The following is a 26,430-nucleotide window of genomic DNA, read 5'->3' as shown; positions in this document are numbered from 1 at the left end:
ACGAAGGAGAACATCCGTTCACGCCCGTGCGCGTCGCCTTCCGGGGGCGCGACAACGGGGACCGCGCGCCCCATTTCCCGTTCACCGCCTCCCGCCGGGACGGTGGGGGTGGAGTTTGAGAATGGGCGGACACCGTGCTAGGGTCGATGCCCGGCAGCGACAATCCCGGCTGGCGAAACCCCTGGTGCACGTGAACGATGCGATGGATTCCGCCGGACGGACCGGCCAGTCGAGAGGGGCCTAGGATGGCGAAATTGCTGGCGGCCTTGCTGCTGATGATGGTGGCGATCGGTCCGGCCTGCGCGGTGGCCCCGACCAGCCGGGCCGACACCGTGGCGGCGCTCGAGCGCTACCGCGCCGAGTTCGCCAAGACGCGCGGCTACGGAACCCTGTCCCCCTCCGACCGCAACTACGTGCTGTTCGCCGACGCCATGCGGCGGGTCCTGACCGAGCATGTGAAGCCGTACGACCCGCAGGTGCTGGTCGACAAGGCGCTGACCGGCGTCCAGAAGAAGAAGGCCGAAACCCCGCGCGCCAGCGACCGCGCCCTGACCGAGGCGGGTCTGGACAGCATGCTGGGCGGGCTCGACCCCTATTCCAGCTTCCTCGACTCCGAGCGCTACCGCTACCTGCGCGAACAGACCCAGGGCGAGTTCGGCGGGCTGGGAATCGAGGTGACGATGGACGAGGAGAGCGGGCTGATCCGCGTCGTCTCGCCCATCGACGGCTCGCCCGCCGCCCGCGCCGGCCTGCGCAGCGGCGACCTGATCGCCCGCATCGACGACGTGCAGGTCAAGGGCCTGAATTTGCAGGACGCGGTGGCGCGCATGCGCGGGCCGGTCGGCACCTCGGTCGCCCTGACCGTGCGGCGCCCGCCTTCGCCCGACCCCACCAACCGGGTCTCGCTGACCCGCGCCATCGTCAAGATCCACCCGGTGCGCTACCGGCTGGAGGGCGACGTTGCCTACATCCGCATCGCCACCTTCAACCAGCAGACCTCATCGGCGCTCGACGCCGCGGTCGAGGACATGCGCCACCAGTCGGGCGGCCGGCTGGCCGGGGCGGTGATCGACCTGCGCAACAACCCCGGCGGCCTGCTGGAGCAGGCGGTGAACGTCGCCGACCGGTTGCTGGAGGCGGTGGACATCGTCACCGTGCGCGGCCGCGACCCGGACGAGACGCGGGCCTACCACGGCACCTCGGGCGACCTGCTGGCCGGGCTGCCGGTGGTGGTGCTGATCAACAGCGGCTCGGCCTCCGCCTCGGAGATCGTCGCCGGGGCGTTGCAGGATCATGGCCGGGCGCTGCTGTTCGGCACCCGCTCCTACGGCAAGGGCTCGGTGCAGACCATCTCGTCGCTCAGCGCCGACACCGGCATCCGCCTGACCACCGCCCGCTATTTCCGCCCGTCGGGGGCGCTGGTCGACTGCTTCGGCGTGTCGCCCAACCTGGAGGTCAAGCCGGCCAACGGCAACGCCGACGAAACCCACCCCGACCCGGCGACCTGCGACGCCAACGCCCCGCCGCCGCCACCGCCGCGCGTCTGGACGATGGAGGACATGTGCCCGGACGTCGCCAACACCCCGGTCAAGCCGGACGCCGACCGCCCGATGGACTGCGCCGTCGCCGCCATCCGCACCCGCCTGACCGGCACGCTGGCCGGACGGAACTGAGCCGGCCGTTCAGGCGTCGGCCGTCCCCAGCGCGCGGCGGCCGGCCCGTCGGGCCGCTCTGGCCGCCGCCTTCGCCTTGAGTCGGGCGAGGTGTCTGCGGCCGAGCGCGATCCCCGGACGCTCGACCGTCAGATGCACGAGGCTCGCCGCCAGCACCACCAGCCCGCCGGACAGGGCGAGCACGGCGGCGTAGAGCAGCCCGTCGTTCCGCACGGCGGCCGGCAGCGCGCCGTTGCCGGTGACGGCGACCCACAGCACGATCCCGTGCAGCAGATACACGCCATAGCTGATCTCCCCCAGCCAGAGGACGGGCCGTCGCGTCAGCAGCGACCCGAAACCCTGCCCGGAGGCGACGGCGATGAAGACGACGGTCAGGCCAAGCATCGGCAGCGGCGCGTAGGCCGTGTCGCCGAAGGCGACGGTGCACGCCAGCGCGGCCAGGGCGAGGAGCGCGCCGGCCGGGGAACGGGCGAAGGCGGCCAATCGCGGCCGGCGAACCCAGTAGGCCGCGGCGAAGCCGCCGCCGAATCCCGCGAGGACAGCCGGGTTGAAGCTTCGGAAATAGAGGAAGACCGCCAGCGTCGCCGCCAGCGAGGCCAGCGCCGGCCCGCTCCGCCGGGTGCCCGCGAACAGGAAGGCCAGACCGGGCAGCGCCGCGTAGAACAGCAGCTCGTAGGGCAGCGACCAGGTCGCGTAGGCGACGATCTGCCCGGCGTTCTCCATGCCGTTGACCGGCGGCACCTTGAAGCTGGCCCAGCCGGCCAGCGAGCGGAGCAGCGTCACGGCGCCGACCGCCGGCGAGAAGCCGGTGGAGGCCAGGGCGATCATCACGACGCAGGCGGCGGCCAGCAGATAGACCGGATAGAGCCGGTAGAATCGCGACACCACGAAGCCCAGCCAGTCGGTCGGCGTCCGGGCGTCCAGAATCCTGGTCCAGAACAGGAAGGCCGTGACCATGAAGAACAGGGCGACGCCGGACTGCCCGAGATGGATGAACAGCCGCTGATCCGGCAGCACCCATCGGCCGGTGTGGAGGTAATTCCAGGTGATGACGCCGTGGTGGATGAACACGCCGTAGGCCAGCAGACCGCGCAGCCCGTCGATGGTGGTGAAGCGCCCCCGCGCCTCCTCCCCGGCGGCCGGCGGCAGCGCGCCAGCGGGCAGCACGCGCAGCAGCAGGGCGGACAGGCCGATGGCGACGCCGTACAGCGCCGGGACGATAAGCAAGCCGTTGTTCATGCGCGGGAAAGGTCCGGAACCGGGGAAAGGGGCGCTGCCGGCCGATGATTACCAGACAATCCCTCTCCGCGCGGGGGCAAAATCACGCCCCGCGCGCCCTCCCGCACGCCGCCGCCGCCGTCAGACGGTGATGGCGCCTTCCAGATACAGGACGGCCTTGCCGCCGATCCTCACGCGGTCGCCGGCCAGCGCGCAGGCCAGCTCGCCGCCGCGCGCGGACACCTGCCGGGCCGACAGCGCCGTCTTGCCGAGCCGCGCCGCCCAGTAGGGAATCAGCGTGCAATGGGCGGAGCCGGTGACCGGATCCTCCGGGATGCCCTGGGCGGGGGCGAAGAAGCGCGAGACGAAATCCACCCCGTCCGCTCCCGGTGCCGTCACGCACACCGCGTAACGGTCGAGCTTCGCCAACGCCGCCATGTCGGGAGCCAGGGCGCGCACCGCCGCCTCGTCCTCATAGACGACCAGATAGTCGCGGGCGGCGAGGACCGAAACCGGAGCCGGCCCGCCGAGGGCGGCGGCCAGCCCCGGATCGGGGGCCGCCACCGGCTCGGCCGGGCGGCTGGGGAAATCCAGCGTGAAGAGGTCGCCGGAACGGGTCACGGTCAGGGTGCCGGCCTGCCGGGTGACGAAATCCAGCCGGTCGCGCCCCGGTTCCAGCAGGGTGGAGATGACGAAGGCGGTCGCCAGCGTGGCGTGGCCGCACAGATCGACCTCGACCGCCGGGGTGAACCAGCGCAGTTCGAACACGTCGTCGCTGCGCAGGAAATAGGCGGTTTCGGCCAGATTGTTCTCGGCCGCGATGGCCTGGAGCTGTTCGTCGGGCAGCCAGCGTTCCAGCGGCACGACCGCCGCCGGATTGCCGGCGAACACCCGGTCGGTGAAGGCGTCGACCTGATAGATGGGCAAGCGCATGGGACGGCTTCCTCGCAAGGGGCGGGACACGGGGTAGGGACGGAAGAAACGCAAGCTCAGGCGGCCCGCACCAGCGCCGCGAAACGGTCGAGATCGACGTTGCCGCCGGTGACGACGATGCCGACGCGCTTGCCGCGCAGGTCGATGCGGCCGGACAGCGCCGCCGCCACGGCGAGACAGCCGGTCGGCTCGACCACCAGCTTCAGGCGGGTGGCGAGGAAGCGCATGGCCTCGACCAGCTCGTCGTCGGCGACGGTCTCGATGCCGTCGACCAGCGCGCGCAGCACCGGGAAGGTGAGCTGGCCGAGACTGCGGCTCTGGGCGCCGTCGGCGATGGTCTTGGGCGGTTCGATGCGGACGATGGAGCCGAGACGCAGGCTCTGCTGGGCGTCGTTGCCGGCTTCCGGCTCGACACCGAGAATCCGGCAGTCGGGGGCGAGCGCCCGCGCCGCGACGGCGCAGCCGGACAGCAGCCCGCCGCCGCCGGTCGGCACCAGCAGCAGGTCGAGGTCGCCGGCCTCCTCGATCAGTTCCTTGGCGACGGTGCCTTGCCCGGCCATCACATGCGGATGGTCGAAGGGCGGGATGAAGGTGCCGCCGCGCTGCGCCATCAGCCGGGCGACGACGGCGTCCGGCGGCTCGGCGTAGCGGTCGTACAGCACCACCTCGCCGCCATAGCCGCGCGTCGCGTCGAGCTTGGCGGCCGGGGCGTCCTGCGGCATGACGATGGTCGCCGCCACGCCGAGCAGCCTTGCGGCCAGCGCGATCGCCTGCGAGTGGTTGCCGGACGAGTAGGCGATGACGCCCGCCGCCCGCTGGGCCTCGTCGAGCTGGGCGATGGCGTTGTAGGCGCCCCGGATCTTGAAGGCACCGGTGCGCTGGAAATTCTCGCACTTGAAGAAGAGCCGCCCGCCGGTCCGCGCGTCGGCGGTGGCGGAGGTCAGCACGGGCGTGCGGTGGGCGATCCCGGCGATTCGCCCGGCCGCCCCCGCCACGTCCGCGAAGGAGATCGCAAGATCCGTCATGGCGTGACATCTCCCCTCGGATCGTCTTGAACCGATCGTCTTGAACCGATCGTCTTGAACGGGTCGTTCGCGCCCGGCCGCCTTACGGCAGGTCGGTGAACAGGAAGGCCTGCCCGTGCCGGGCCAGCCCGGCCTGCTCGTAGAAGCCGACCGCCTTCGGCGCCGAGAGCAGCAGGCAGGTGGTGCCCGGCCCCACCGCGTCGCGGGTGCGGCGCATCAGCTCCTTGCCGATGCCCCGCCCCTGGATGGCGCGGTCGACCGCGAGGTCGGACAGGTAGCAGCAATAGACGAAATCGGTGACCGAGCGGGCGACGCCGACCAGGGCGCCGTCCAGCCGGGCGGTGATGATCAGGCCGGCGTTGCGCAGCATCGCCTCGACCCGCTCCACCTCCGCCACGGGCCGGCGTTCGGCCAGCCCGGAGCGGTGCAGAAGGTCGATGAAGGCGTCGGCGGTCAGATCCGGTTCGACAGCGTACTGGATGGGGGCGTACTGGATGGGCGGAAGGGATTGGTCGGCCATCGTCTCATCCCCGCCAGAACGGCTTGGTGACTTCCTGCTCGACCTCGCTGCGGCTGACGCCGATGTCCTTCAGCAGATGCTCGTCGAGCGCCATCAGCGCGCGCCGCTGTTTGCGCCGCTCCAACACGGTGAACAGCAGATCCACCACCGTCCAGAACGCACGCCCGCCGACGCTGGCGCCGCGGGTGGCAGGGGCGTCGCCGTTGGCGGCGGTCGCGAACGAGCCGGGGCTGCGGGTCATGTCGGTAGGGCGCATCGGATCCTCCATCATCTGGCGCTCATTGGCTCGAACAATCGAGACAATGAGGATTATGGACAAGCAAACGACAGGGTCAAATCGAATATTGTCACCATTACATTTCCGATATCGGATGTATCTTTTCGGTCACAGCGGGGCTTCGCGCCACCCGGTTTGCCCTCAATTGTCAATGTTTTCAAAGGGGAAGCACGCCGCCCTCGGCGCATCCGACACGCATCCCATCGAAACCGGACGTTAAAATGGGGACAATGCCAATCAAATGAGGACAATCGACACGCCGCATGGCCGCCATGCGCACGGATCTTCCGCAGCGTCAGCGTTCCACGGCCCGATAGAGTCCGTAGCGGCCGTAGGTCATCAGCAGCTTGTTGTACTCGTTGACCAGCAGGTTGGCGGTGCCCGGCCACAGCCACCAGTCGGCCAGATGCACCGTGGGGGCGACCACCGGGTGGGGCACCAGCTCGATGTCCGGCATCGCCATGGCCAGCTCCAGCAGGCTGCGGCGCATGTGGTAATTGGCGGTCACCACCCGCAGAGAGCGGAAGCCCTGGTCGCGCATCCAGTCCGCCGTTTCATAGGCGTTGCCGATGGTGCTGTCGGCGGAATAGCCGAGCGCGATGCAGCATTCCATCTCGGTCGGCGCGCGGCGCGACAGCTTCAGCAATTCCTGGACGTCGACCCCATCATAGACGCCCGACACGAACAGCTTGCGCGCCCGCCCGGCGGCCAGCAGTTCCAGCCCGACGGCGAGCCGGTTGCTGCCGCCGGTCAGCACGACGATGGCGTCGGTCGCCCGTCCGGCCACCGGGTCGTTCAGATCCGGGGCATGGCGCGGCACCCCGGCGGCGAACCAGAACAGCCCCAGCCCCCAGACCGCCGCCAGCAGCAGCAGCCCGGCCAGCGTCCGCCCGGCCAGCCGCGCCAGCGTGCCGCGCCGCGAGCGGGTCACGGCAGCGATTCCAGGGTGCGCAGCACGGTCCAGCGCGCCGTCATCCGCGCCAGCAGCGCGGCGGCCAGCGGCACCAGCGCCAGCGCCGCCCATTGCCAGGGCGCCAGCGCCAGATCGGGCAGCAGGCTGGCGCGCAGCTCCTGGGAGGCGCGCAGGGTGCCGGCCAGCGCCGCCACCGCCAGCAGCAGCCCGATCAGCCCGCCGCGCAGCGTCAGCCCGACCACATGGGTCTCGAACTGGCGGGAGACATAGCGGTCGGTGGCGCCCATCAGATGCAGCAGTTCCACCACATGCCGGTGGATGGCCAGCCCGGCGCGGACGGAGAAGACCACCGTCATCACCCCGGCCCCGCCGATCAGCCCGACCACCCCCAGCGCCGCCAGATGCACGGCGCCGGCGAAGGCCCGCAGGTCGGCCAGCCAGACGGCGTGATCGTCCAGAGTGGCGCCGGGCGCCGCCGATTTCAGGCGCAGCGTCAGGCCGGGCACGTCGACCGGCCCGTCGGTGGCGACGTCGATCAGGCGCGGCATGGGAAGCAGCGGGTCCCCCGCCTCCGGCCCAAGCCAGGGTTCCAGCAGGCGGGCGGTGGCGGCGGCGTCGAGCGCGGTCGCCGTCCTGACGCCGGGGGCGGCGCGCAGCACGGTCAGCGCCGCCTCCACCCGCTCGTCGAGCGGCGCCACCGGGGCGCCGGGCAACGGGGCGATCTGGACGGTCAGCCCGCCGGCGAGCCCGTTGTCCCAGCGCCGCGCCATGTCCGACACCACCATCGCCCCGGCCAGCGCCAGCGCCGCCAGGAACACCATCAGCGCGGTGATCCAGGCCAGGAAGCGCGAGGATGGGTCCTTCGCCAGCGGCAGGTCGGACGGACGGCCCAGGAGGAACAACGCCATGGCCCTCAGCCCCAGCGCGCGTTGCGGGCCGGCACGACCTGGAGGCGCCCGTTGTCGAGATGCAGGTGCGGGTGGTCGAAGCGGCGGATCAGCGCCTCGTTGTGGGTGGCGATGACCACGGTGGTTCCCAGCTTGTGAAGCTCCTCGAACAGATAGAGCAGCCGCATGCCGATGCCGTCGTCGACGTTGCCGGTCGGCTCGTCGGCCAGCAGCAGGCGCGGCCGGTTGATGACCGAGCGGGCGATGGCGACGCGCTGCTGCTGGCCGCCCGACAGGGTGGAGGGCTTGGCGTGCAGATGATTGCCCAGCCCCACCCAGCGCAGGATCTCGGTGCAGTGGGCGACGGTGTCGGTTTCCGGCGCGCCGCCCATGCGCAGCGGCAACGCCACGTTGTCGAGCGCCGACAGATGGTCGAGCAGCGCGAAATCCTGGAAGACGACGCCGATCTGGCGGCGCATCTCCGGCAGCTCGGCGCGGGTGACGCGGGCCATGTCGCGGCCGAACAGGGTGATCAGCCCGCGCGACGGCCGGTGCGCCAGATACATCAGCTTCAGCAGCGACGACTTCCCCGCCCCGCTCGCCCCGGTCATGAAATGGAAGGAGCCGGGCGGCAGGGTGAAGCTGATGTCGCGCAGCACCTCCGATTCGGTGCCGTAGCGCAGTCCGACATTCTCGAAACGGATCACGGTCCCACCACAGCAACGCCGACGCAACGGCAACGGACAATGCACCGGCGCGTGGCCCCGAGTCCACAGATGGAGTCCACCCGATGGAGTCCAGGGGCTTGGTCCACGGGAAGCGGCTCCCCGCGAGCACACTTGAGAAGGCATGCGAATCCTGACAAGTTGCCGGCCATGATCTGGCTCCGTTCCCTCGCCTTCAACATCGCGTTCCACGCCTGGACCGCGCTGATGTGTTTCGCCCTTCTGTGGATGCTGCTGCTGCCGCGCCGCCGGATGGTCGCGGTCGTCGCATGGTACCTGCGCAGCGTCGGCTGGCTGGAACGGGTGCTGGTCGGCATCCGCTACGAGGTGCGCGGGCGGGAGAACCTGCCCGAGGGCTCCTTCCTGCTGGCCGCCAAGCACCAGTCGGCGTGGGAGACCATGAAGCTCCACCTGCTGGTGGACGACCCGGCGATCATCCTGAAGCGCGAGCTGATGTGGATCCCGATCTGGGGCTGGTACGCCTCCAAGGCGAAAATGATCCCGGTGGATCGCGGCGCCGGCGGGGCGGCGATCAAGTCGCTGATCCGCAACGCCCGCCCGGTGCGGGACCAGGGGCGGCCGATCGTGATCTTCCCGCAGGGCACGCGGGTGGCGCCCGGCGCCTACAAGCCCTATCGGATCGGCGTCGGGGTGCTCTACGAGAGCCTGAAGATTCCCATTGTGCCGATGGCGCTGAACGCCGGGGTCTACTGGCCGCGCCAGAGCTTCCTGAAGCGTCCCGGCACGGTGGTGGTCGAGTTCCTGCCGCCGATCCCGCCGGGCCTCCCGCGCGCCGAGGCGATGCGCGACCTGGAGGACCGGCTGGAGGCCGCCAGCGACCGTCTGGTGACGGCGGCCGGCGGCCCGCCGACGGTGAAGCCGGCGGTGGACCGGGCGGCGACGGCGGTCTCCTGAGGGTTTCCCCATGAACGAGCGCTCCATCCCCGACTGCCATCCTCACCGCTTGCCCCCCTCATCCACGGCGAAGCCCGACGTCGGAATGCCTTCTTACGACAGCTACATCATTTGCGGAACGCCACGAACCGGCAGCACCATGCTTTGCGACCTGCTCGCCTCAACCGGGGTTGCGGGTGAGCCCGACTCGTTTTTCATGCAGGACATCGATCCCGTCTGGGCGGAGCAGCTGGGGCTTCCATCGCCAGAGGGAAGAAGCAAAAAGGATTATTGCTCGGCCTACCTTGAAGCGGCAATCTCCGCAGGCCGTGGGCAATCCGGAATATTCGGCCTTCGACTGATGCGCAGAAGCTTCGACGATTTGATGTCGATGATCAGCCAGGTGCATCCTGGTCTTCCATCGGACCGAGACCGTTTGCAGGCGGCCTTCGGCAATGTTCTCTACATTCATCTCACGCGGGAGGACAAACTTTCTCAAGCCGTTTCCATGGTAAAGGCCGAGCAGACCGGCTTGTGGCACATCGCCGCCGATGGTTCCGAACTGGAACGGCTGTCTCCCCCCATGGACCCGGCTTATGACTTTGCCCGGCTGAGAACCAAACTGGACGAGCTGAACCAATATGATGCCGAATGGCTGGCATGGTTCGCCGACCAGGGACTGTCTCCTCTCAAGATCGCTTACGAAACCCTGTCGCAGCAGCCGGCGAGCGCGGTGCTCGCGGTCTGTCGGCAACTTGGGGTCCAGCCACCGCCCTTGGAAAACATCGTTCCTGGCGTTGCCAAACTCGCGGACGCGACCAACCGGGAATGGATCACACGGTATCAGGCTGACGCCGCCGCGATCCGGTAGCTTGCCCCTCGGCCGGGAGTCCGACGGAACCGTCTCCGGATGAAGCGTCGGCAGAAACCCGCAACAACGCAGCGGATGCCGGCGTCCACCGGCTCGGCGACGCCAGCGACCCGTGAACGCCGAAGGGATCGGCGGGCGGGCGTGGCGGGGAGGTGGAGCGCAGCCCGAAAACATGGACCCAACCCGACCGCCGCCCGGCCAGCGGCTCGATCAGCGCCACTCCGTCCTATTCAAGGGACGCACGGGCACGCCCGCTGCCGACGGGACCTCGCGGAAACGCCCCCGCGCCGAACGGCAAGTCTCCAGCCAAACTGGCAACTGACTTGCCAGTTTGGCGCCACTCTGTAACGTTCATGTCCACAACAGCTTCAGGACCAAATCAAATCGCCGGAAAACTCCCGCGATTTCAGTTGCTTGGAGCAAATACTACTTTTGGCATGGAACTTGAGTGTGGAGACGGATCACGGCGGGAGCGCCGCATCGGCAGGACGGACCGCCCGGCAAGGCGGCCGCGACGGGGAGGGAAAGAGGGCATGAACCGGGGCAACCGCATCCTGGTGCTGGGAATCGGCAACATCCTGTGGGCCGACGAAGGGTTCGGCGTCCGCGCCGTGGAGCGTCTGGCCGAGGGCTGGAGCTTTCCCCCCAACGTCACGCTGATGGACGGCGGCACCCAGGGCCTGTACCTGCTGCCGCATCTGGAGAGCGCCGACACGCTGATCCTGATCGACGCCATCGACTACGGCCTGCCGCCCGGCACCCGGCGCGAGTTCCGCGACGGCGACGTTCCGGCCTTCCTCGGCGCCAAGAAGATGAGCCTGCACCAGACCGGCTTCCAGGAGGTTCTGGGAAGCGCCACCCTGCTGGGCCGCTGCCCGGAACGGATGATCCTGGTCGGCGTCCAGCCCGAATGCCTGGAGGATTACGGCGGTGGCCTGACCGACACCGTCGCCGCTCAACTGGAGCCGGTTCTCGACCGCGTGCGGGAGATCCTGCGCGACGAGTTCGGCGCGGGCGGCGAGCCCCGCCCGGCGCGGGCGGCGACCTCCACCGCGTCCGCCGCCGTGTCCCGCCACGCCTACGAGACCGGGCGTCCCAGCGCGGAGGAGGCCTGCCGCATCGGCGACCCCCGCGTGCTCGCCGCCGCCGGCGCGCTCTGAGGATCCGCCCATGTGCATCGGCACGCCCGTGCGGATCCTGACGGTGGACGGCATCGCGGCGACCGGCGACGACGGCTCGGGCACGCCCGTCGCCGTCGATCTGTCGCTGCTGCCCGACACGCGGCCCGGCGACTGGGTGCTCGACTTCCTCGGCGCCGCCCGCCGCCGCATCGACGCCGACGAGGCGGCGCTGATCCGCGACGCGCTGGCGGCGGTCGCCGCCGCGATGCGCGGCGAGGAGCATGACGGCTTCGCCGACCTGACCGACCGCACCCCCACCCTTCCCCCCCATCTGGAGGCGGCCCGCGCCGCCGGCCGTTCCGAGGGCTGACCCAGCATGACCGACACGCCCGTTGCCGAGCCAGCCACGACACCCGCCCCGAAGCCGGCGAAACCCCTGCTGCCGCTGCCGCCGCTGGTCGACCGGCTGACCGACGCGCTCGGCTACCCCCGTCTGGAGAGCGCCGACGACCAGCCCTGGCGCGGCGGAACCGAGAGCTGGGTCGTCTTCCTCCCCGGCCACGGCAAGGGCAACGCCGAGACGGCCGATGTCGCGGTGATCCTGCCCGAGCTGGTGCGCGTCCTGTCGCCCCATCTGAAGCCCGCCGTCGCCGGTCCGGCCGCCGAACAGGCCCTGCTGGCGCGCGCCGGGATGATGAGCCTGCCGGCGCTGGTCTTCCTGCGCGGCGACGACCTGCTCGGCAGCATCCCCCGCGTCCGCGACTGGGACGACTATCTGGAGCGCATCGCCGCCATCCTGCTCGGCCCCCACGCCCCCTCATCCCGCTTGCAGTGAAGGATTCCGCGATGACCTCCCTGTACGGCCTGACCCACCCGCCGATCGGCTTCGGCCCCGGCAGCCAGCCCGAGGCGGACGCGGAGGGGCTGGAGTATCTGCCCATGCCGTCGGGCATGCGCATCTACCACCCCCACCTGCCGGAGGTCACCGACCCCGTCCGCGCCGCCGCCGCGCGCGGCCTGCTGGAGCGGCTGCACGCCGCGCTGGCCGGCTGGAGCGAAGGCGAGGAGATCCGCATCCCGGTGGAGCGGCTCGACGCCCCGGTCCTGTCGCTGATCGACGAGGCGCTGGGCGAGGGCGAGGTCTCCGTCCTGGTCGAGCGGCCGGGCGACCGGCTGGAGATCCAGGAGGCGGCGCTGGCCGGCGTCTGGCGTGTCCGTTCCTATGAAACCGGGGTCGCCGCCCCGCGCGAGACGGTGCTGGTCGGCGCCTTCCCGCGCGTCGCCCTGACCCGCGCCTTTCCGGCGGCGCCCCCGGCCGAAGCGCAGGCCGAAGCGCCCGCCGGGCTGATGAACGGCCTGCCCATCCTGACCGAGCTGCTCGACCACAGCGCCCGCTGGCAGCGCGGCGACGCCGCCCACGCGGTGAATTTCAGCCTGCTGCCGCACAGCCCGGAGGATCTCGCCTTCGTCGAGCGGCGGCTCGGGGTCGGCGCCACCACCATCCTGTCGCGCGGTTACGGCAATTGCCGGGTCACCGCCACCGCCACCCCCAACGTCTGGTGGGTGCGCTATTACAACTCGATGGACACGCTGATCCTCAACACGGTCGAGGTCACCCAGGTGCCCGCCGTCGTCTGCGCGGCGGCGGAGGACATCGCCGACAGCGCCGAGCGGCTGGCGGAAATCCTCGACGCCATCGGCGGGGCCGGCGCGAACGGAGCCTCGGCATGACCGCCTTCGCCGTGCCGGGGCGGTTCGAGGGCTCCTACCTCGGCGACGCCTCGCGCCTGTCCGCGACGGCGCGGATGGAATGCAAGATCTGCTGGCACGTCTACGACCCGGCCGAGGGCTGCGACGTCTGGCAGGTTCCCGCCGGAACCCCCTTCGCGGCGCTGCCCGGCGAATGGCGCTGCCCGGTGTGCGACGGCGACCGCGACCAGTTCATGACGCTGGACGCCGGCACCGACACGGCCGCCCCGCCACCCGCAGCCGCCGCCGCTCCGCCGCGTCCGGCGGTCGCCGCGCCGGAGCTGCCGACCGCCGTCATCCAGGGGCTGGAGCGCGCCTTCCGCGAGATCCACACCGCGCAGATGCGCGGCATCCCCATCGTCAACGACGCGCTGGCGGTGAAGGCGGTCGGCTTCCGCGCCTGGGACGGGCGCTGGCTCGGCGCCCTGATCACGCCCTGGTTCATGAATCTGGTGCTGCTGCCCGGCGGGGCCGACGACTGGTCGGGCCTCGTCCCCGGCGCCAAGGAGCTGGTGGAATTCCCGTCGGGCCGCTACGAGTTCGTCCACGCCCTGCGCAAGGACGTCGGCCCCTACAAGGCCTGCTCGCTGTTCTCGCCGATGTTCGAATTCACCAGCATGCTGCACGCCAGCGAAACCGCCGCCGCCGCGCTGGTCGCCCTGTTCGACCCGGAGATCCGCGAGGATGGCGCCCGCACCGCCGAGATCCGCCGCTTGCGCGAGGCCGAACTCGCCCCGCCCGCCGGGGCCGTGGAACCGGCGGAGGCGGAGGCAGCCCCGGTGGACGAGCCGCCGCCCCCGCCGCGCCGCCCGTCGCGCCGCGTCCTTCTGATGGGACCGGGCGCGGAGCCGGCGCCATGAGCGGAGCTTGCCGCCATGCATGAGATGGCGCTGTGCGAAAGCCTGCTCCAGGCGATGGAGGAGGCCGGGCGGAGCAACGGCTTCACCCGCGTGCGCCGGGTGCGGCTGGCGATCGGCCGCTTCGCCGGGGTGGAGCCCGAGGCCTTGCGCTTCGGCTTCGACGTGGTGACGCGCGGCACGCTGGCCGAGGGGGCCGAGCTGGTCATCCTCGACGTGCCGGGCCAGGGCTGGTGTTTCGATTGCAGCGAGACGGTGCCGCTGGAGCATCGGCTGGCCTCCTGCCCGCGCTGCGGCGGCGACCGGCTCCAGCCCAACGGCGGCACCGAGATGACGATCAAGGATCTGGAGGTCGAGTGATGTGCACGGTTTGCGGTTGTTCGGGCGCCACGGTCGGCGGGGCCGACCATCATCATCACGGCGATCACGATCACCATCATCATGACCATGGGCATGGGCATGGGCATGGGCACGACCACGACCACGACCACGACCACGACCATGGCCATTCCCACGACCATGGCGACGACGGCCATCACCATCACGGGGATGCCGGGCTGCTCGACTACGGCGCCGGGCCGGCCCGCGCCCACGCGCCCGGCCTGTCGCAGACCCGCATGGTGGAGATCGAGCGCGGCATCCTGTCGAAGAACGACGGCTACGCCGCCGCCAACCGGGCGCGGCTGGCCCGCGCCGGCACCTTCGCGGTCAACCTGCTGTCCAGCCCCGGCGCCGGCAAGACGACTCTGCTGGTCGCCACGCTGAAGGCCCTGGCCGGCCGCTGGCCGGTCGCGGTCGTCGAGGGCGACCAGCAGACCTCCAACGACGCCGAGCGCATCCGCGCCACCGGGGCGCCGGCCGTGCAGATCAACACCGGCAAGGGCTGCCACCTCGACGCCCACATGGTCGGGCACGCGCTGGAACAGCTGCCAAGCCTGGACGGCGGCCTGCTGTTCGTCGAGAATGTCGGCAACCTCGTCTGCCCCGCCGCCTTCGACCTGGGCGAGGCCAAGCGGGTCGTCCTGCTGTCGCTGACCGAGGGGGAGGACAAGCCCCTGAAATACCCCGACATCTTCGCCGGCGCCGATCTGGTGCTGGTCACCAAGGCCGATCTGGCGCCGCATCTCGACATCGACGACGAGGCCATCGACCGGGCGCTCGCCCGCGTCAATCCGGGGGCCGCGATCCTGCGCGTGTCGTCGCGCGACGGCCAGGGCATGGACGGATGGCTCGGCTGGCTGGAGGCCGAGCGCGGCGCCTTCCTGGGCGCGCTCGCCGCCGAGGCGGAGGCCCACGCCGCCAGCCTGCGCGCCGCCGCCGGCTCGAAGCCGCATCCATGACCGCCTCCCCCCGCCCCGGCATCCTGGTGGTCGACGACGAGCCGCGCTCGGTCGAGGTCATCGCCCGCGTGCTCGACGAGGATTTCGACGTCCACACCGCGCTCTCGGCCGAGGAGGCCCTGCGGCTGCTGGAGACGGAATGGATCCAGATCGTCTTCTCCGACCAGCGGATGCCCGAGGTCAGCGGGGTGGAGTTCCTGACCGAGGTGCGCGAGCGCTGGCCGGAAGTGGTGCGCATCGTCATCACCGGCTACATCGACCCCGAGGACATCATCGGCGCCATCAACACCGCCGGCATCCACCAGTTCATCACCAAGCCCTGGCACCCCGACCATCTGCTGCTGACCGCCCGCAACGCCGCCCGGCTGTATCAGCTTCAGCGCGAGCACGACCGGCTGTCGGGCGAACTGAAGCTGCTCACCCCGGTCGCCGAGAGCCGCGTCGTCACCCGGCGCGAGCGGGTCGCCCAGCATTACCGCTTCGACAGCCTGGTCCGCGCCCCCGGCAGCCCGGTGGACGCGGTCTGCCGCAAGGCGGCGCAGGTCGCCGGCTTCAACGTGCCGGTGCTGGTGCTGGGCGAGACGGGGACCGGCAAGGAGCTTCTGGCCCGCGCCATCCATTACGGCAGCCCGCGCAGCGACCGCCCCTTCTACGCCGAGAATTGCGGCGCCATCCCCGACGAGCTGCTGGAAAGCGAACTGTTCGGCCACAAGAAGGGCGCCTTCACCGGGGCGCACTCGACCCGCATCGGCCTGCTGGAGCAGGCGGACGGCGGCACCATCTTCCTCGACGAGATCGGCGACATCTCCCCCGCCTTCCAGGTCAAGCTGCTGCGCTTCCTCCAGGAGGGGGAGATCCGGCCGGTCGGTTCCAACGAGACGCGCACCGTCGACGTGCGCGTGCTCGCCGCCACCCACCGCGACCTGCCGGCCGAGGTGCGGGCCGGGCGGTTCCGCGAGGATCTCTATTACCGGCTCGCCACCATGACGCTGACCATGCCGCCGCTGCGCGACCGCCCGGCCGACATCCCGGTGCTCGCCCGCAACCTTCTGGACCGGCTCTCCGCCGCCCACGGCAAGCCGGTGGCCGGCTTCACCGACGAGACGCTGGCCTGCCTGGAGGGCTATGGCTGGCCCGGCAACGTCCGCGAGTTGCAGAACGAGATCATGCGGATGCTGGTGCTGTGCGAGGGCGACCGGCTGGGCGCCGAGCTGCTGTCCGACACCGTGCTGCGCGGCGCGGCGATGAGCGCGCACGCGCCGCCCGCCGGCACTGGCGGCGACGCCGCGGCGCTGGAGGCTCTGGCCCAGGGCGGCCCGCTGAAGACGCGCATCGAGCGGGTCGAGGCCGGCATCCTGCTGGAGACGCTGGTGCGCTGCCGCTGGAACAAGAGCCGTGCCGCCGACGAGCTGGGCCTGTCGCGCATGGGCCTGCGCGCCAAGCTGGAACGCTACGGCATCGAACGCGCCGCGACGGCGCAGCGTCACTGACGCCGCTTTTTGAGAGGAAGGAGCCAACCGATGTGTCTGGGCATACCGGGCCGCATCGTCGCCATTTCCGACGCCGACGCCCTGCTGGCGACGGTGGACGTGTCGGGCGTGCGCCGCGACGTCGACATCACCTGCGTCGCGACGCCGGGCGAGCCGCTTGAGGATCTGCTGGGCCGCTGGACGCTGGTCCATGTCGGCTTCGCCATGAGCCTGATCGACGAGGCGGAGGCCCAGGCGACCCTGGCCCTCCTCGCCGAGATCGGCGAGGCCGAGACGGAGATCGCCGCCTTCGCCGGCCAGGGCCAGGGCGAGGAACAGGGCCGGGAAAACGCGGGAGCGACGCCATGACCACCCGATTCACCCCCGGCGGCCCCGTCACCGCCCCCTTCCACGACCGCGACACCGGCCGGCGCCTGATCGAGCGCATCGGCGACAAGCTGCGCGCGCTCGGCGCCACCGAACGCGACCCGATCCGCCTGATGGAGATCTGCGGCGGCCACACCCACGCCATCTTCCGGCATGGGCTGGCCGGCGTGCTGCCGCCGGGGGTCGAGTTCCTGCACGGCCCCGGCTGCCCGGTCTGCGTGCTGCCGATGGGCCGCATCGACGATTGCGTCGCCATCGCCGAGGATCCGCGCGTCATCCTCGCCACCTTCGGCGACGCCATGCGGGTGCCGGGGTCGAAGAAGTCGCTGATGCAGGCCAAGGCCGACGGCGCCGACATCCGCATGGTCTATTCGCCGCTCGACGCGCTGGCGCTCGCCCGCCGCAACCCGGATCGCGAGGTGGTGTTCTTCGGGCTCGGCTTCGAGACGACGATGCCCTCGACCGCGCTGACCGTCCTGCGGGCCGAACGCGAGGGGATCGCCAACTTCTCGCTGTTCTGCAACCACATCACCATCATCCCGACGATCAGGGCGGTGCTGGATTCGCCGGGCATGCGGGTCGACGGCTTCATCGGGCCGGGCCATGTCAGCATGGTGATCGGGCTGAAGCCCTACCGCTTCATCGCCAGCCATTACAACCGGCCGCTGGTGGTCGCCGGCTTCGAGCCGCTCGACGTGCTGCAATCGGTGTGGATGCTGCTGGAGCAGATCGGGCGCGGCACGGCGGCGATCGAGAACCAGTATTCCCGCATCGTCCCGGAGGACGGCAACCCGCAGGCGCAGGCCGCCATCGACGCGGTGTTCGAGACGCGCGACTTCTTCGAGTGGCGCGGGCTCGGCAGCATCGACGAGTCCGGCGTCGCCGTGCGCGAACGCTACGCCCGCTTCGACGCCGAGCGCCGCTTCGCGGTCGAGAGCCCGGCCGTCGCCGATCCGGCCGGCTGCCAGTGCGGCGACGTGCTGAAGGGCGGTCTCAAGCCTTGGCAGTGCGCGCTGTTCGGCGGCGCCTGCACGCCGGAAACCCCGATCGGCGCCCTGATGGTCTCCTCCGAGGGGGCCTGCGCCGCCTACCACCAGTATGGCGGCCTGCGGAAAGGTGCGGCATGACCGCGAACGCTCCCACGCCCGGCCCGATCCCCCTCCGCCCCTCGCGGCGGCGGGTGCGGCACGAGACGGTGACGCTGGCCCATGGCGGCGGCGGCAGCGCCATGCGCGATCTGGTCGAGGATGTCTTCGTCTCCGCCTTCGCCGAACAGCAGGACGCCGCTCAGGCGGCGGCTCCGCTGGAGGACCAGGCCCGCCTGCCGCTGGCCGATCTGATGGCGCGCGGCGACCGGCTGGCCTTCACCACCGACAGCTTCGTCGTCCATCCGCTGGAGTTCGCCGGCGGCGACATCGGCCGGTTGGCGGTCTGCGGCACGGTCAACGACCTCGCGGTCGGCGGCGCCGTGCCCGTCGCGCTGTCCTGCGCCGTGGTGATCGAGGAGGGGATGGCCGTCGCCACGCTGCGCCGCATCGCCGCCTCCATCGCCGCCACCGCGCGCGAGGCCGGGGTGCGGGTCGTCACCGGCGACACCAAGGTCGTGGCGCGCGGCGCCTGCGACAAGCTGTTCATCACCACCAGCGGCGTCGGCGTCATCCGCAGCGGGGTCGAGCTGGGCATCGCCCGCGCGCGGCCGGGCGACGTGGTGATCGTCAACGGCCCGCTCGGCGACCATGGCGCGGCGATCCTGGCGGCGCGCGGCGAACTGGCGGTCGAGACCAGCGTGGCGAGCGACTGCGCGCCGCTGAACGGGCTGATCGGCGCGCTGCTCGACGCCGCCCCCGACACCCGGCTGATCCGCGACGCCACGCGCGGCGGGCTGGCCGCCGTGCTGAACGAGATGGCCGAGGCGTCGGCCGTCGGCGTCCGCGTCGACGAGTCCGCCATCCCGATCCGCGACGAGGTGCGCGGCCTGTGCGACCTGCTCGGCCTCGACCCGCTCTATCTCGGCAACGAGGGTGTGATGGTCGCCGTGGTCCCGACCGGGCAGGCGGACGCCGCGCTGGCGGCGTTGCGCGCCCACCCGCTGGGCGGCATGGCCGCCGCCATCGGCGCGATCACCGCCGAACGGCCCGGCCTCGTCATCATGGACACGCCCTTCGGCGGCACCCGCATCGTCGATCTGCTGGTCGGCGACCCGCTGCCCCGCATCTGCTGAGTTTCCGTTCCAAAGACGCACCCGCCCGCCAACACCCGCAAAGAACATCTCCGAAGGAGAGCCTTTCGATGAGCACGCCGTCCTCCGCCCGCCTCCTCGCCCTCGCCGCCGCGCTGTCGGCCGTCGCCCTGCCGGCGCTCGCCCATCCCGGCCATCTCGACACGGCCGGCTTCCTCGACGGGGTCGGACACCCGCTCGGCGGGCTGGACCATCTGGTCGCCATGGTCACGGTCGGCGTCTACGGCGCCACCATCGGCAGGCGCGCCCTGCTGGCGGTGCCGGGCGCCTTCGTCGGCATGATGCTGCTGGGCGGCGCGCTGGCGCTGGCCGGGATCGGCCTGCCGCTGGTCGAGCCGATGATCTACGCCTCGACCGTGGTGCTGGTGCTGCTCTGCCTGATGCCGATGTCGCGCACCGCCTGGATCGGCGTGGTCTTCGCCGGCTGGTTCGGCCTGTTCCACGGCTTCGCCCATGGCGCCGAGATGCCGGCCGACGCGGCGGCGCTGGGCTATGCGGCGGGCTTCCTGCTGTCGACCATCGGCCTGCACGCCGTCGGCCTCGGTCTGGGCCTGGCGATCCACCGCCTGCTCGGGCGCGGCGCCGTCGAGGCGTAAGCGCCGGCCCAACGACCCAACGCGGCACAACGGAAAACGGCGGATGGTTGCCCATCCGCCGTTTTCGTTCTGGATTACATGCCGCCCGGATAGTTCGGGCCGCCGCCGCCCTCCGGCACCACCCAGACGATGTTCTGGGTCGGGTCCTTGATGTCGCAGGTCTTGCAGTGCACGCAGTTCTGCGCGTTGATCTGGAGGCGCGGGTCGGTGCCGTTGTCGTTGCGGACGATCTCGTACACGCCGGCCGGGCAGTAGCGCTGCTCCGGCGCGTCGTAGAGCGCCAGATTGACGCTGATCGGAACCTCGGGGTTCTTCAGCGTCAGGTGCGACGGCTGGTTCTCCTCGTGGTTGGTGTTCGACAGGTACACCGACGACAGGCGGTCGAAGCTGATCACCCCGTCCGGCTTGGGGTAGGCGATCTTCGGCGCGTCACCCGCCTTGGCCAGCGACTGGTTGTCGGCCTTCTTGTGGTGCAGCGTGTAGGGCAGGAACTTACCGAGCCCGAGCTGGTGCAGCCACATCTGGAAGCCGCCGTGCAGGCTGCCCAGCGCCAGCCCCCATTTCAGGCCGGGCTTGACGTTGCGGACCTTGTGCAGGTCCTCGTGGACCCAGCTCTCCTTCCAGCTCTTCTCGTAGCTGTCGAGCGTGTCGCCGGAGCCGCCCCCGTTCGCCAGCCGGTCGAAGGCGGCGTCGGCGGCCAGCATGCCGGTCTTCATGGCGTTGTGGGTGCCCTTGATGCGCGGCACGTTGACGAAGCCGGCCGAGCAGCCGATCAGCGCGCCGCCGGGGAAGGCGACCGCCGGGACCGACTGCAACCCGCCCTCGTTGATGGCGCGGGCGCCGTAGGACAGGCGCTTGCCGCCCTCCAGGTAGGGCCGCACGTTCGGGTGCTGCTTGAAGCGCTGGAACTCCTCGAACGGGCTCAGATGCGGGTTCCAGTAGTCGAGGTTGACCACGAAGCCGATCGAGACGAGGCCGTCCTCGAAATGGTACATCCAGGAGCCGCCGGCCGTCTTGGCGTCGAGCGGCCAGCCCTGGGTGTGGACGACGAGGCCCGGCTTGTGCTTGGCCGGATCGACCTGCCACAGCTCCTTGATGCCGATGCCGTATTTCTGCACGTCGCAGTCGGCGCGCAGGTTGAACTTATCCATCAGCTGCTTGGACAGGTTGCCGCGCACGCCCTCGGCGAAGAAGGTGTATTTGGCGTGCAGCTCCATGCCCGGCGTGTAGTTGCCGGTGGGCTCGCCGTCCTTGCCGATGCCCATGTCGCCGGTGGCGACGCCCTTGACGCTGCCGTCCTCGTTGTAGAGCACCTCGGCGCCGGCGAAGCCGGGGTAGATCTCGACCCCCATCTCCTCGGCCTGGGTGCCGAGCCAGCGGCAGAGGTTGCCGAGCGAGATGGCGTAGTTGCCGTCGTTGTGCATCAGCGGCGGCAGGAGCGCGTTGGGAATCTGGAACCCGCCCTTTTCGGACAGGACGTAGAAACGGTCGTCGGTCACCGGGGTGTGGAGCGGAGCGCCCTTTTCCTTCCAGTCCGGGATCAGCTCGTTCAGCGCCTTGGGGTCGAGCACGTTGCCCGACAGGATGTGGGCGCCGACCTCCGACCCCTTCTCGATCACGCAGACGCTGACCTCCTGCCCGCTCTCGGCCGCGCGCTGCCTCAGGCGGATCGCCGCGCTGAGACCGGCCGGGCCGGCGCCGACGATCAGGACGTCATACTCCATTACCTCGCGCGGTTCGCGTTCCATAACCAAACTCCCCCACCTTCTTGTTCTGGTGCTTCTTGCTCTCTCGGTCCCCCCGCCTCTCCCGCGGGTGGGTGCTTTTAGCATAGGATGCCGGGCACCCAAATCGGGTATCTGCACCATGAAAGACCACACGCCTTGTGGTAAGGTCAAACGATGATTGACGTAAGCGACATCCTGGACGCGCTGCGCTGGCATGCGGACATCGGCTGCGACGAAGCCATCGGCGACACCCCGCTGGACTGGGCGACTCTGACCGCCCGCGCCGCCGCGCGGGCGCCGTCCACCGCGCCCGCCGCCGGCTCCGTCCCGGCCAACGGAGGCGGTGCGACTCGGGGGCAGCCCGCTCCCCGGCCGGCGCCGCGACCGGCCGCCGCCTTCGCCGGCACGCCCTTCGCCGACCCGGCCCAGCCGCTCGGCGCCAGCGAGGCCGGGGTCAGCGCGCGGGCGCGGGCGGGGGAGGCGCGGACGCTGGCCGAGCTTGAGGCGGCGCTGCGCGCCTTCGACGGCTGCCCGCTGAAGGCCACCGCCATGAACACCGTGTTCGCCGACGGCAACCCGGAAGCCACGGTCATGCTGGTCGGCGAGGCTCCCGGCGAGGACGAGGACCGCCAGGGCAAGCCCTTCGTCGGGGTCAGCGGCCGGCTGCTCGACCGCATGCTGGCGCAGATCGGGCTGGACCGCGGCGCCATCTACATCACCAACATCCTGCCCTGGCGCCCGCCCGGCAACCGCAGCCCGACCCAGGCGGAGATCGCCGCCTGCCTGCCCTTCCTGGAGCGCCACATCGCGCTGGTCAAACCGAAGCTTCTGGTTGCGCTCGGCGGCGTGTCGGCCAAGACGCTTCTGAACCGGGCCGAGGGAATCACCCGGCTGCGCGGGCAGTGGCGCGACTACGACGCCGCCGGCGGGCCGGTGCCGCTGCTGCCGATGCTCCATCCCGCCTATCTGCTGCGCAACCCGATCGCCAAGCGCGAGGCGTGGCGCGACATGCTGAGTTTGCGGCAAAGGATGAATGAAGTCGCCGCCAAGTCTTCGTAAATAAAAAACAGGCTTTCCAAATCTTCCCAAATCGTTTGGATGAGCGAGGCACGACAAGGCCGCAACCGGCATCGCTCTACGGCCAAACGCATCTTACAGTCGGGCTAAGGCGTTTTAGCCAGAGCGGTTAACCCGTTGTTAGCGCTGGCGATTACCGGCGATGACACAAAAGGTGCGAATCCATTGCTTGCGGTTCGCGCTGGCGTGGGTTATTCGGATCCCATGCTCCGGATATTTTGCAATGCAGCATACCGGGTCGCGATCGCGGCCCCGCTGCGGCGGAACCTTCTGGGGGTCCTGGGTCTCGCGGTGGTGTCCACCGTACTGCCCGACGGGCCGGGCGCTGTGCGCCCCGCCCGTGCCGCCCTCATCATCCACGCGCCGGACGGCCAGGCCGTCGTCCCGCCCGGCACCGAAACCGCGCCCGAACCGCTGCTCCTCGCCATGGACGAGGAGGCCCGCGCCGTCCAGCTCAGCGAGGACGAGGCCGACCGCTACCGCCGCATCTTCACCTTGCAGGAGCGCGGCGACTGGGAGGCGGCCGACGGCGAGATCCGCCAGTTATCGGACAGGCGGCTGGTCGGCTACGTGCTGCGCCAGCGCTACCTGCATCCCGACCGCAAGGCCAGCTACGACGAGCTGGCGCTGTGGATGCAGCGCTACGGCGACCTCGCCGGGGCGGAGCGCGTGCACAGCCTCGCCCAGCGCCGCCAGCCGGCCGGGCAGCGGGCGCCCAAGCCGCCGCGCGGCGACGAGACGGTGCGGCTGAACGGCTCGCTGGAACGGCTGGGCGGCCTGCGCACCGTGTCCGTCAAATCCTCCGACGCGGCCAAGTCCGACGGCGCCAAGCCGGAGTCCGGGGAGGGCAAGACGGCCGACGACCCGGCCGGCACCACCGCCGACGCCGCCGAGGGGACCGACAGCGTCACCGTGGCGCCGCGCAGCCGCACGGTCAGCCGCGCCCGCGTCGATCGCGCCGCCGTCGCCCGCGTGGACGATCTGCTGCGCTCCGGCAAGGCCGGCGCCGCGCTGTCCCTGCTGGGGCAGGACGATTTCTCGCGCAACCTCGACCCGGTGCAGTACGACGCCGCCCGCACCCGCATCGCCGCCGCGCTCTATTACGCGGGCGAGGTCACCCAGGCGCTGGCGCTCGCCTCGGCCAGCGCCGCGCGCTCGGGCGACGCCCTGCCGGAATCCCACTGGATCGCCGGGCTGGCGGCGTGGCGGCTGAAGCAGATCGACCGCGCGTCGCGCCATTTCGACGGCATGGCGGCGGCCGGGCCGCGCTCCCCCTGGCTGGCCGCCGCCGCCGATTTCTGGGCCGCCCGCGCCCACGCCCGCAAGGGCCGCGCGCGCGAGGCGCTGGCCCACATGACGGCCGCCGCCCGCTACCCGCACACCTTCTATGGGCTGGTCGCCCTGCGCAGCCTGAACCGCGTCGACCAGTTCCGCTGGCAGGCGCCCGAGCTGACCGGCGCGCATCTGGCGGCGCTGGCGCAGAAACCGGCCGGCCAGCGCGCCATCGCCCTGCTCCAGGCCGGCCAGCGCGATCTGGCGGAGATGGAGCTTCAGCGCGTCCACCCGCAGAACGACCCGCTGGTCGAGCAGGCGCTGGTCGGGCTCGCCGACCGCGCCGGTCTGCCGGCGCTGTCGCTGCGAATCGGCAACGCGCTGGCCGGGCCGGACGGCGCGCCCTACGCGGCCGCCCTCTACCCGCTGCCCTACTGGAAGCCGCGCGACGGCTTCGCGCTCGACCGCGCGCTGGTCTTCGCGGTGATGCGGCAGGAATCGCGCTTCGACCCGCGTCTGGTCAGCTCGGCCGGCGCCACCGGGCTGATGCAGATCCTGCCCAGCACCGCCCAGCATGTGCAGGAGCGCAACGCCGACATCGGCAGCGCCGACACCGACCGCGCCGCCCTGTTCGACCCCGCCCGCAACATGGAGCTGGGCCAGCGCTATCTGGCCGAGCTGCTGGCGATGCCCGACATCGGCGGCAACCTGTTTCTGGCCGCCGCCGCCTACAACGCCGGACCGGGCACGCTGGGGCGCTGGCGTCGCGACCTCAGCGAAGTGACCGACCCGCTTCTGTTCATCGAGAGCCTTCCCTTCGCCGAGACGCGCGACTATGTGGAGAAGGTGATGGCGAATTTCTGGATCTACCGGCTGCGGCTGGGCCAGGAAACCGCCACACTGGACGCCGTTGCGGCCGGCAAATGGCCGGTCTACAGCCCGGCGGACAGCCGCCCGACGCAGGTCGCCATCCAGCCCGACGCCCCGGTCGAGACCGTGGCCGAGAAGGAGGTGGCCGGTCCCACGCCCTGACCGCCACCCCCTCCCCGGAAAGCGCCTCCTCCATGCCGAAGATCGACGAGACCCGCCCCTTCCTGCCGGTGAACATCGCCGTCGTCACCGTCTCCGACACCCGCACCCCCGCCGACGACCGATCGGGCGACGCGCTGGCGGAACGGCTGACGGCGGCCGGCCACCGGCTCGCCCGGCGGGTCATCGTCAAGGACGACGTGGCGGCGATCCGGGCGCAGGTGCAGGGCTTCATCGCCGATCCGGAGATCGACGTGGTGCTGACCACCGGCGGCACCGGCGTCACCGGCCGCGACGTCACGCCGGAAGCGGTCGAGGCGCTCTACGACAAGGCGATTCCCGGCTTCGGCGAGCTGTTCCGTCAGCTCAGCTACGCCAAGGTCGGCACCTCGACCATCCAGAGCCGGGCGACCGGCGGGTTGGCGAACGGGACCTACCTCTTCGCCCTGCCCGGCTCGCCCAGCGCCTGCCGCGACGCCTGGGACGACATCCTGGTCTGGCAGCTCGACAACCGCCACCGCCCCTGCAACCTCGTCGAGCTGATCCCGCGCCTGCGCGAGCATCAGGCCTAGGCCCGCCCCTTGCCGTCCTTCTCCCTGCCGGCCCTTCACGCCGCGCTGGCGCGCCTGCCCGGCTTCGCGGCGCTCCCCATGGACGCACTCGAACCGCTGCCGCTCAAGGGGGTGGCCCACGACCATGTCCGGCTGCGCGGACACGGCCTCGTCGTCCGCATCCCGCGCTGGAGCCAGATGGGGCTCGACCCGCTGACGGCGCTGGACCATCAGGCGGCCGCCTTCCGCCGCGCCGAACCGTCGGGCCACACCCCGCGCCTCGCCGCCGTGCTGCCGCCGGCCCCGGCTTCGGAAAACGGCCTGCCGTTGGGCGCCCTGCTGGTCGGCGAGATCGTCGGGCGCACGCCGCGCCTGCCGGACGACATGCCGGCGATCGCCCGCGCGCTCGCCGCCCTGCACCGGCTGCCGCTTCTCCCGCCGGAGGAGCGCCCGCCGCTGCCGGCCCCGGCCGACCCGGCGGCAGCGCTGCTGGCCCAGGTCGAGCGGCAGGCCGACTGGTTCGCCGACGCCGGCTTGGCCGCCGAGGCCCGCGCCCTGATCGAAGCCGAGCTGGACGCCGCCCGCGCCGCCCGCCTGGACGGCCCGGCCCCGGTCGTCCTGGTCGGGGTCGACGTGCACCCCGGCAATTTCCTGATCGATGCCGCCGGCAAGGCGTGGTTCACCGACCTGGAGAAGCTGCAATACGGCCATCCGGCCATGGATCTGGCCCACGCCAGCCTCTACAGCTCGACCAAGTGGGACCCGGCGGTCGACGCCGCGCTGACCGCCGCCGAGGTCGCCGCCTTCCACGAGTCCTGGGCCGCAGCCGTGCCCGCGGAACTGGCCGGGGCGGTGCGGCCGGGGATCAAGCCGCTGCGCCGTCTCACCTGGCTGCGCACGCTGTCGTGGATGGCCCGCTGGTCGGTGAAGGGCGCGACCCTGTCGCCCGGCATGCCGGACTCGCTGCGCATCCATATGGACGGGCACGCCGCCGACATCCTGCGCGCCGCGCGGATCGAGCAGGTGCGGCGCGATTGGTCGTAGAGGAAGGGCGTTTGCACGACCGGCTCCCGCCCTGTC

28 protein-coding genes are annotated in these 26,430 nt (G+C 71.2%); 19 read left to right on the top strand and 9 right to left on the bottom strand.

Translation table 11 applies throughout. The features are described from left to right. Nucleotides 1-245: 245 nt before the first annotated feature. The gene (locus JN22_RS03705; protein WP_085552636.1) at nucleotides 246-1,673 is read left to right on the top strand and encodes a S41 family peptidase; all 1,428 of its coding nucleotides are present in this window, start codon (nucleotides 246-248) and stop codon (nucleotides 1,671-1,673) included. Between the two features lie 9 nt (nucleotides 1,674-1,682). Here the strand turns inward: JN22_RS03705 and JN22_RS03700 are convergent, their stop codons facing one another. The 8 genes from JN22_RS03700 to ftsE form a co-directional block, all read right to left on the bottom strand. Further along, on the bottom strand, nucleotides 1,683-2,912 hold the full coding sequence (locus JN22_RS03700; RefSeq protein WP_143268137.1) for an acyltransferase family protein: 1,230 nt from the start codon (nucleotides 2,910-2,912) through the stop codon (nucleotides 1,683-1,685). Nucleotides 2,913-3,032: 120 nt separating this feature from the next. Beyond that, nucleotides 3,033-3,824, bottom strand: coding sequence for a PhzF family phenazine biosynthesis protein (locus JN22_RS03695; protein ID WP_085552635.1), 792 nt, complete (start codon nucleotides 3,822-3,824; stop codon nucleotides 3,033-3,035). Nucleotides 3,825-3,880: 56 nt separating this feature from the next. Continuing rightward, on the bottom strand, nucleotides 3,881-4,849 hold the full coding sequence (locus JN22_RS03690; RefSeq protein ID WP_085552634.1) for a threo-3-hydroxy-L-aspartate ammonia-lyase: 969 nt from the start codon (nucleotides 4,847-4,849) through the stop codon (nucleotides 3,881-3,883). An 82-nt stretch (nucleotides 4,850-4,931) separates the two neighbouring features. Next, nucleotides 4,932-5,369, bottom strand: a complete 438-nt coding sequence (locus JN22_RS03685) for a GNAT family N-acetyltransferase (RefSeq protein ID WP_085552633.1) — start codon at nucleotides 5,367-5,369, stop codon at nucleotides 4,932-4,934. 4 nt (nucleotides 5,370-5,373) lie between these two features. Further along, the gene (locus JN22_RS03680) at nucleotides 5,374-5,625 is read right to left on the bottom strand and encodes a DUF1127 domain-containing protein (RefSeq protein ID WP_223677556.1); all 252 of its coding nucleotides are present in this window, start codon (nucleotides 5,623-5,625) and stop codon (nucleotides 5,374-5,376) included. A 316-nt stretch (nucleotides 5,626-5,941) separates the two neighbouring features. Beyond that, the gene (locus JN22_RS03675; protein WP_317852915.1) at nucleotides 5,942-6,577 is read right to left on the bottom strand and encodes a YdcF family protein; all 636 of its coding nucleotides are present in this window, start codon (nucleotides 6,575-6,577) and stop codon (nucleotides 5,942-5,944) included. Beyond that, nucleotides 6,574-7,467 carry a cell division protein FtsX gene (locus tag JN22_RS03670; RefSeq protein WP_085552631.1) on the bottom strand — a complete coding sequence of 298 codons (894 nt, stop codon included), beginning with the start codon at nucleotides 7,465-7,467 and terminating at the stop codon, nucleotides 6,574-6,576. The genes JN22_RS03675 and JN22_RS03670 overlap by 4 nt, the downstream gene beginning before the upstream one ends. Before the next feature lie 5 nt (nucleotides 7,468-7,472). Continuing rightward, on the bottom strand, nucleotides 7,473-8,153 hold the full coding sequence (gene ftsE, locus JN22_RS03665) for a cell division ATP-binding protein FtsE (RefSeq protein ID WP_085552630.1): 681 nt from the start codon (nucleotides 8,151-8,153) through the stop codon (nucleotides 7,473-7,475). A gap of 168 nt (nucleotides 8,154-8,321) precedes the next feature. On the opposite strand from ftsE, the gene JN22_RS03660 reads away from it, so the two are divergent. The 14 genes from JN22_RS03660 (at nucleotide 8,322) to JN22_RS03595 (ending at nucleotide 19,694) form a co-directional block, all read left to right on the top strand. Further along, complete coding sequence (locus JN22_RS03660) at nucleotides 8,322-9,086, top strand: lysophospholipid acyltransferase family protein (RefSeq protein ID WP_085552629.1); 765 nt, start codon at nucleotides 8,322-8,324, stop codon at nucleotides 9,084-9,086. A 10-nt stretch (nucleotides 9,087-9,096) separates the two neighbouring features. After that, a complete protein-coding gene (locus JN22_RS03655; RefSeq protein WP_211099565.1) occupies nucleotides 9,097-9,936 on the top strand; it encodes a Stf0 family sulfotransferase in 840 nt (279 codons plus the stop codon). A gap of 533 nt (nucleotides 9,937-10,469) precedes the next feature. Beyond that, a complete protein-coding gene (locus JN22_RS03650; RefSeq protein WP_085552627.1) occupies nucleotides 10,470-11,096 on the top strand; it encodes a HyaD/HybD family hydrogenase maturation endopeptidase in 627 nt (208 codons plus the stop codon). A gap of 10 nt (nucleotides 11,097-11,106) precedes the next feature. Further along, nucleotides 11,107-11,427 (top strand): HypC/HybG/HupF family hydrogenase formation chaperone, encoded by a 321-nt coding sequence (locus tag JN22_RS03645; RefSeq protein ID WP_085552626.1) that lies wholly within the window; start codon nucleotides 11,107-11,109, stop codon nucleotides 11,425-11,427. Between the two features lie 6 nt (nucleotides 11,428-11,433). Then, on the top strand, nucleotides 11,434-11,892 hold the full coding sequence (locus JN22_RS03640) for a thioredoxin domain-containing protein (protein ID WP_085552625.1): 459 nt from the start codon (nucleotides 11,434-11,436) through the stop codon (nucleotides 11,890-11,892). Nucleotides 11,893-11,903: 11 nt separating this feature from the next. Beyond that, the gene (locus tag JN22_RS03635) at nucleotides 11,904-12,788 is read left to right on the top strand and encodes a hydrogenase expression/formation protein (RefSeq protein WP_085552624.1); all 885 of its coding nucleotides are present in this window, start codon (nucleotides 11,904-11,906) and stop codon (nucleotides 12,786-12,788) included. Next, nucleotides 12,785-13,666 (top strand): [NiFe]-hydrogenase assembly chaperone HybE, encoded by an 882-nt coding sequence (locus JN22_RS03630; protein ID WP_085552623.1) that lies wholly within the window; start codon nucleotides 12,785-12,787, stop codon nucleotides 13,664-13,666. The genes JN22_RS03635 and JN22_RS03630 overlap by 4 nt, the downstream gene beginning before the upstream one ends. A gap of 15 nt (nucleotides 13,667-13,681) precedes the next feature. Further along, nucleotides 13,682-14,023, top strand: a complete 342-nt coding sequence (hypA, locus tag JN22_RS03625; protein WP_085552622.1) for a hydrogenase maturation nickel metallochaperone HypA — start codon at nucleotides 13,682-13,684, stop codon at nucleotides 14,021-14,023. Beyond that, complete coding sequence (gene hypB, locus JN22_RS03620) at nucleotides 14,023-15,003, top strand: hydrogenase nickel incorporation protein HypB (RefSeq protein ID WP_085552621.1); 981 nt, start codon at nucleotides 14,023-14,025, stop codon at nucleotides 15,001-15,003. Before hypA ends, hypB begins: the two co-directional genes overlap by 1 nt. Next, nucleotides 15,000-16,493: a sigma-54-dependent transcriptional regulator gene (locus JN22_RS03615; RefSeq protein ID WP_085552620.1), complete on the top strand. Its 1,494-nt coding sequence runs from the start codon at nucleotides 15,000-15,002 to the stop codon at nucleotides 16,491-16,493. Before hypB ends, JN22_RS03615 begins: the two co-directional genes overlap by 4 nt. A gap of 30 nt (nucleotides 16,494-16,523) precedes the next feature. Continuing rightward, on the top strand, nucleotides 16,524-16,841 hold the full coding sequence (locus JN22_RS03610; RefSeq protein WP_085552619.1) for a HypC/HybG/HupF family hydrogenase formation chaperone: 318 nt from the start codon (nucleotides 16,524-16,526) through the stop codon (nucleotides 16,839-16,841). Continuing rightward, the gene (hypD, locus tag JN22_RS03605) at nucleotides 16,838-17,986 is read left to right on the top strand and encodes a hydrogenase formation protein HypD (RefSeq protein WP_085552618.1); all 1,149 of its coding nucleotides are present in this window, start codon (nucleotides 16,838-16,840) and stop codon (nucleotides 17,984-17,986) included. The genes JN22_RS03610 and hypD overlap by 4 nt, the downstream gene beginning before the upstream one ends. Then, a complete protein-coding gene (hypE, locus tag JN22_RS03600) occupies nucleotides 17,983-19,080 on the top strand; it encodes a hydrogenase expression/formation protein HypE (RefSeq protein WP_085552617.1) in 1,098 nt (365 codons plus the stop codon). The genes hypD and hypE overlap by 4 nt, the downstream gene beginning before the upstream one ends. 68 nt (nucleotides 19,081-19,148) lie before the next feature. Beyond that, nucleotides 19,149-19,694, top strand: a complete 546-nt coding sequence (locus JN22_RS03595; RefSeq protein ID WP_085552616.1) for a HupE/UreJ family protein — start codon at nucleotides 19,149-19,151, stop codon at nucleotides 19,692-19,694. A 74-nt stretch (nucleotides 19,695-19,768) separates the two neighbouring features. Here JN22_RS03595 and JN22_RS03590 read toward each other — a convergent pair whose 3' ends face one another. Beyond that, entirely contained in the window at nucleotides 19,769-21,442 is a 1,674-nt protein-coding gene (locus JN22_RS03590) for an electron transfer flavoprotein-ubiquinone oxidoreductase (RefSeq protein ID WP_085552615.1), read from the bottom strand. Between the two features lie 153 nt (nucleotides 21,443-21,595). On the opposite strand from JN22_RS03590, the gene JN22_RS03585 reads away from it, so the two are divergent. The 4 genes from JN22_RS03585 (at nucleotide 21,596) to JN22_RS03570 (ending at nucleotide 26,394) form a co-directional block, all read left to right on the top strand. Further along, nucleotides 21,596-22,480: a uracil-DNA glycosylase gene (locus tag JN22_RS03585; RefSeq protein ID WP_085552614.1), complete on the top strand. Its 885-nt coding sequence runs from the start codon at nucleotides 21,596-21,598 to the stop codon at nucleotides 22,478-22,480. A gap of 309 nt (nucleotides 22,481-22,789) precedes the next feature. Then, entirely contained in the window at nucleotides 22,790-24,802 is a 2,013-nt protein-coding gene (locus JN22_RS03580) for a lytic transglycosylase domain-containing protein (RefSeq protein ID WP_223677555.1), read from the top strand. A 32-nt stretch (nucleotides 24,803-24,834) separates the two neighbouring features. Further along, on the top strand, nucleotides 24,835-25,371 hold the full coding sequence (gene moaB / locus JN22_RS03575; RefSeq protein ID WP_085552613.1) for a molybdenum cofactor biosynthesis protein B: 537 nt from the start codon (nucleotides 24,835-24,837) through the stop codon (nucleotides 25,369-25,371). Nucleotides 25,372-25,380: 9 nt separating this feature from the next. Then, on the top strand, nucleotides 25,381-26,394 hold the full coding sequence (locus JN22_RS03570) for a phosphotransferase family protein (RefSeq protein WP_223677554.1): 1,014 nt from the start codon (nucleotides 25,381-25,383) through the stop codon (nucleotides 26,392-26,394). The last annotated feature ends 36 nt before the right edge of the window (nucleotides 26,395-26,430 follow it).

The sequence above is a fragment of the Azospirillum agricola genome, assembly GCF_020005195.1.
Classification (GTDB): domain Bacteria; phylum Pseudomonadota; class Alphaproteobacteria; order Azospirillales; family Azospirillaceae; genus Azospirillum; species Azospirillum agricola.
This window is presented reverse-complemented; position numbering and strand designations above follow the sequence as displayed.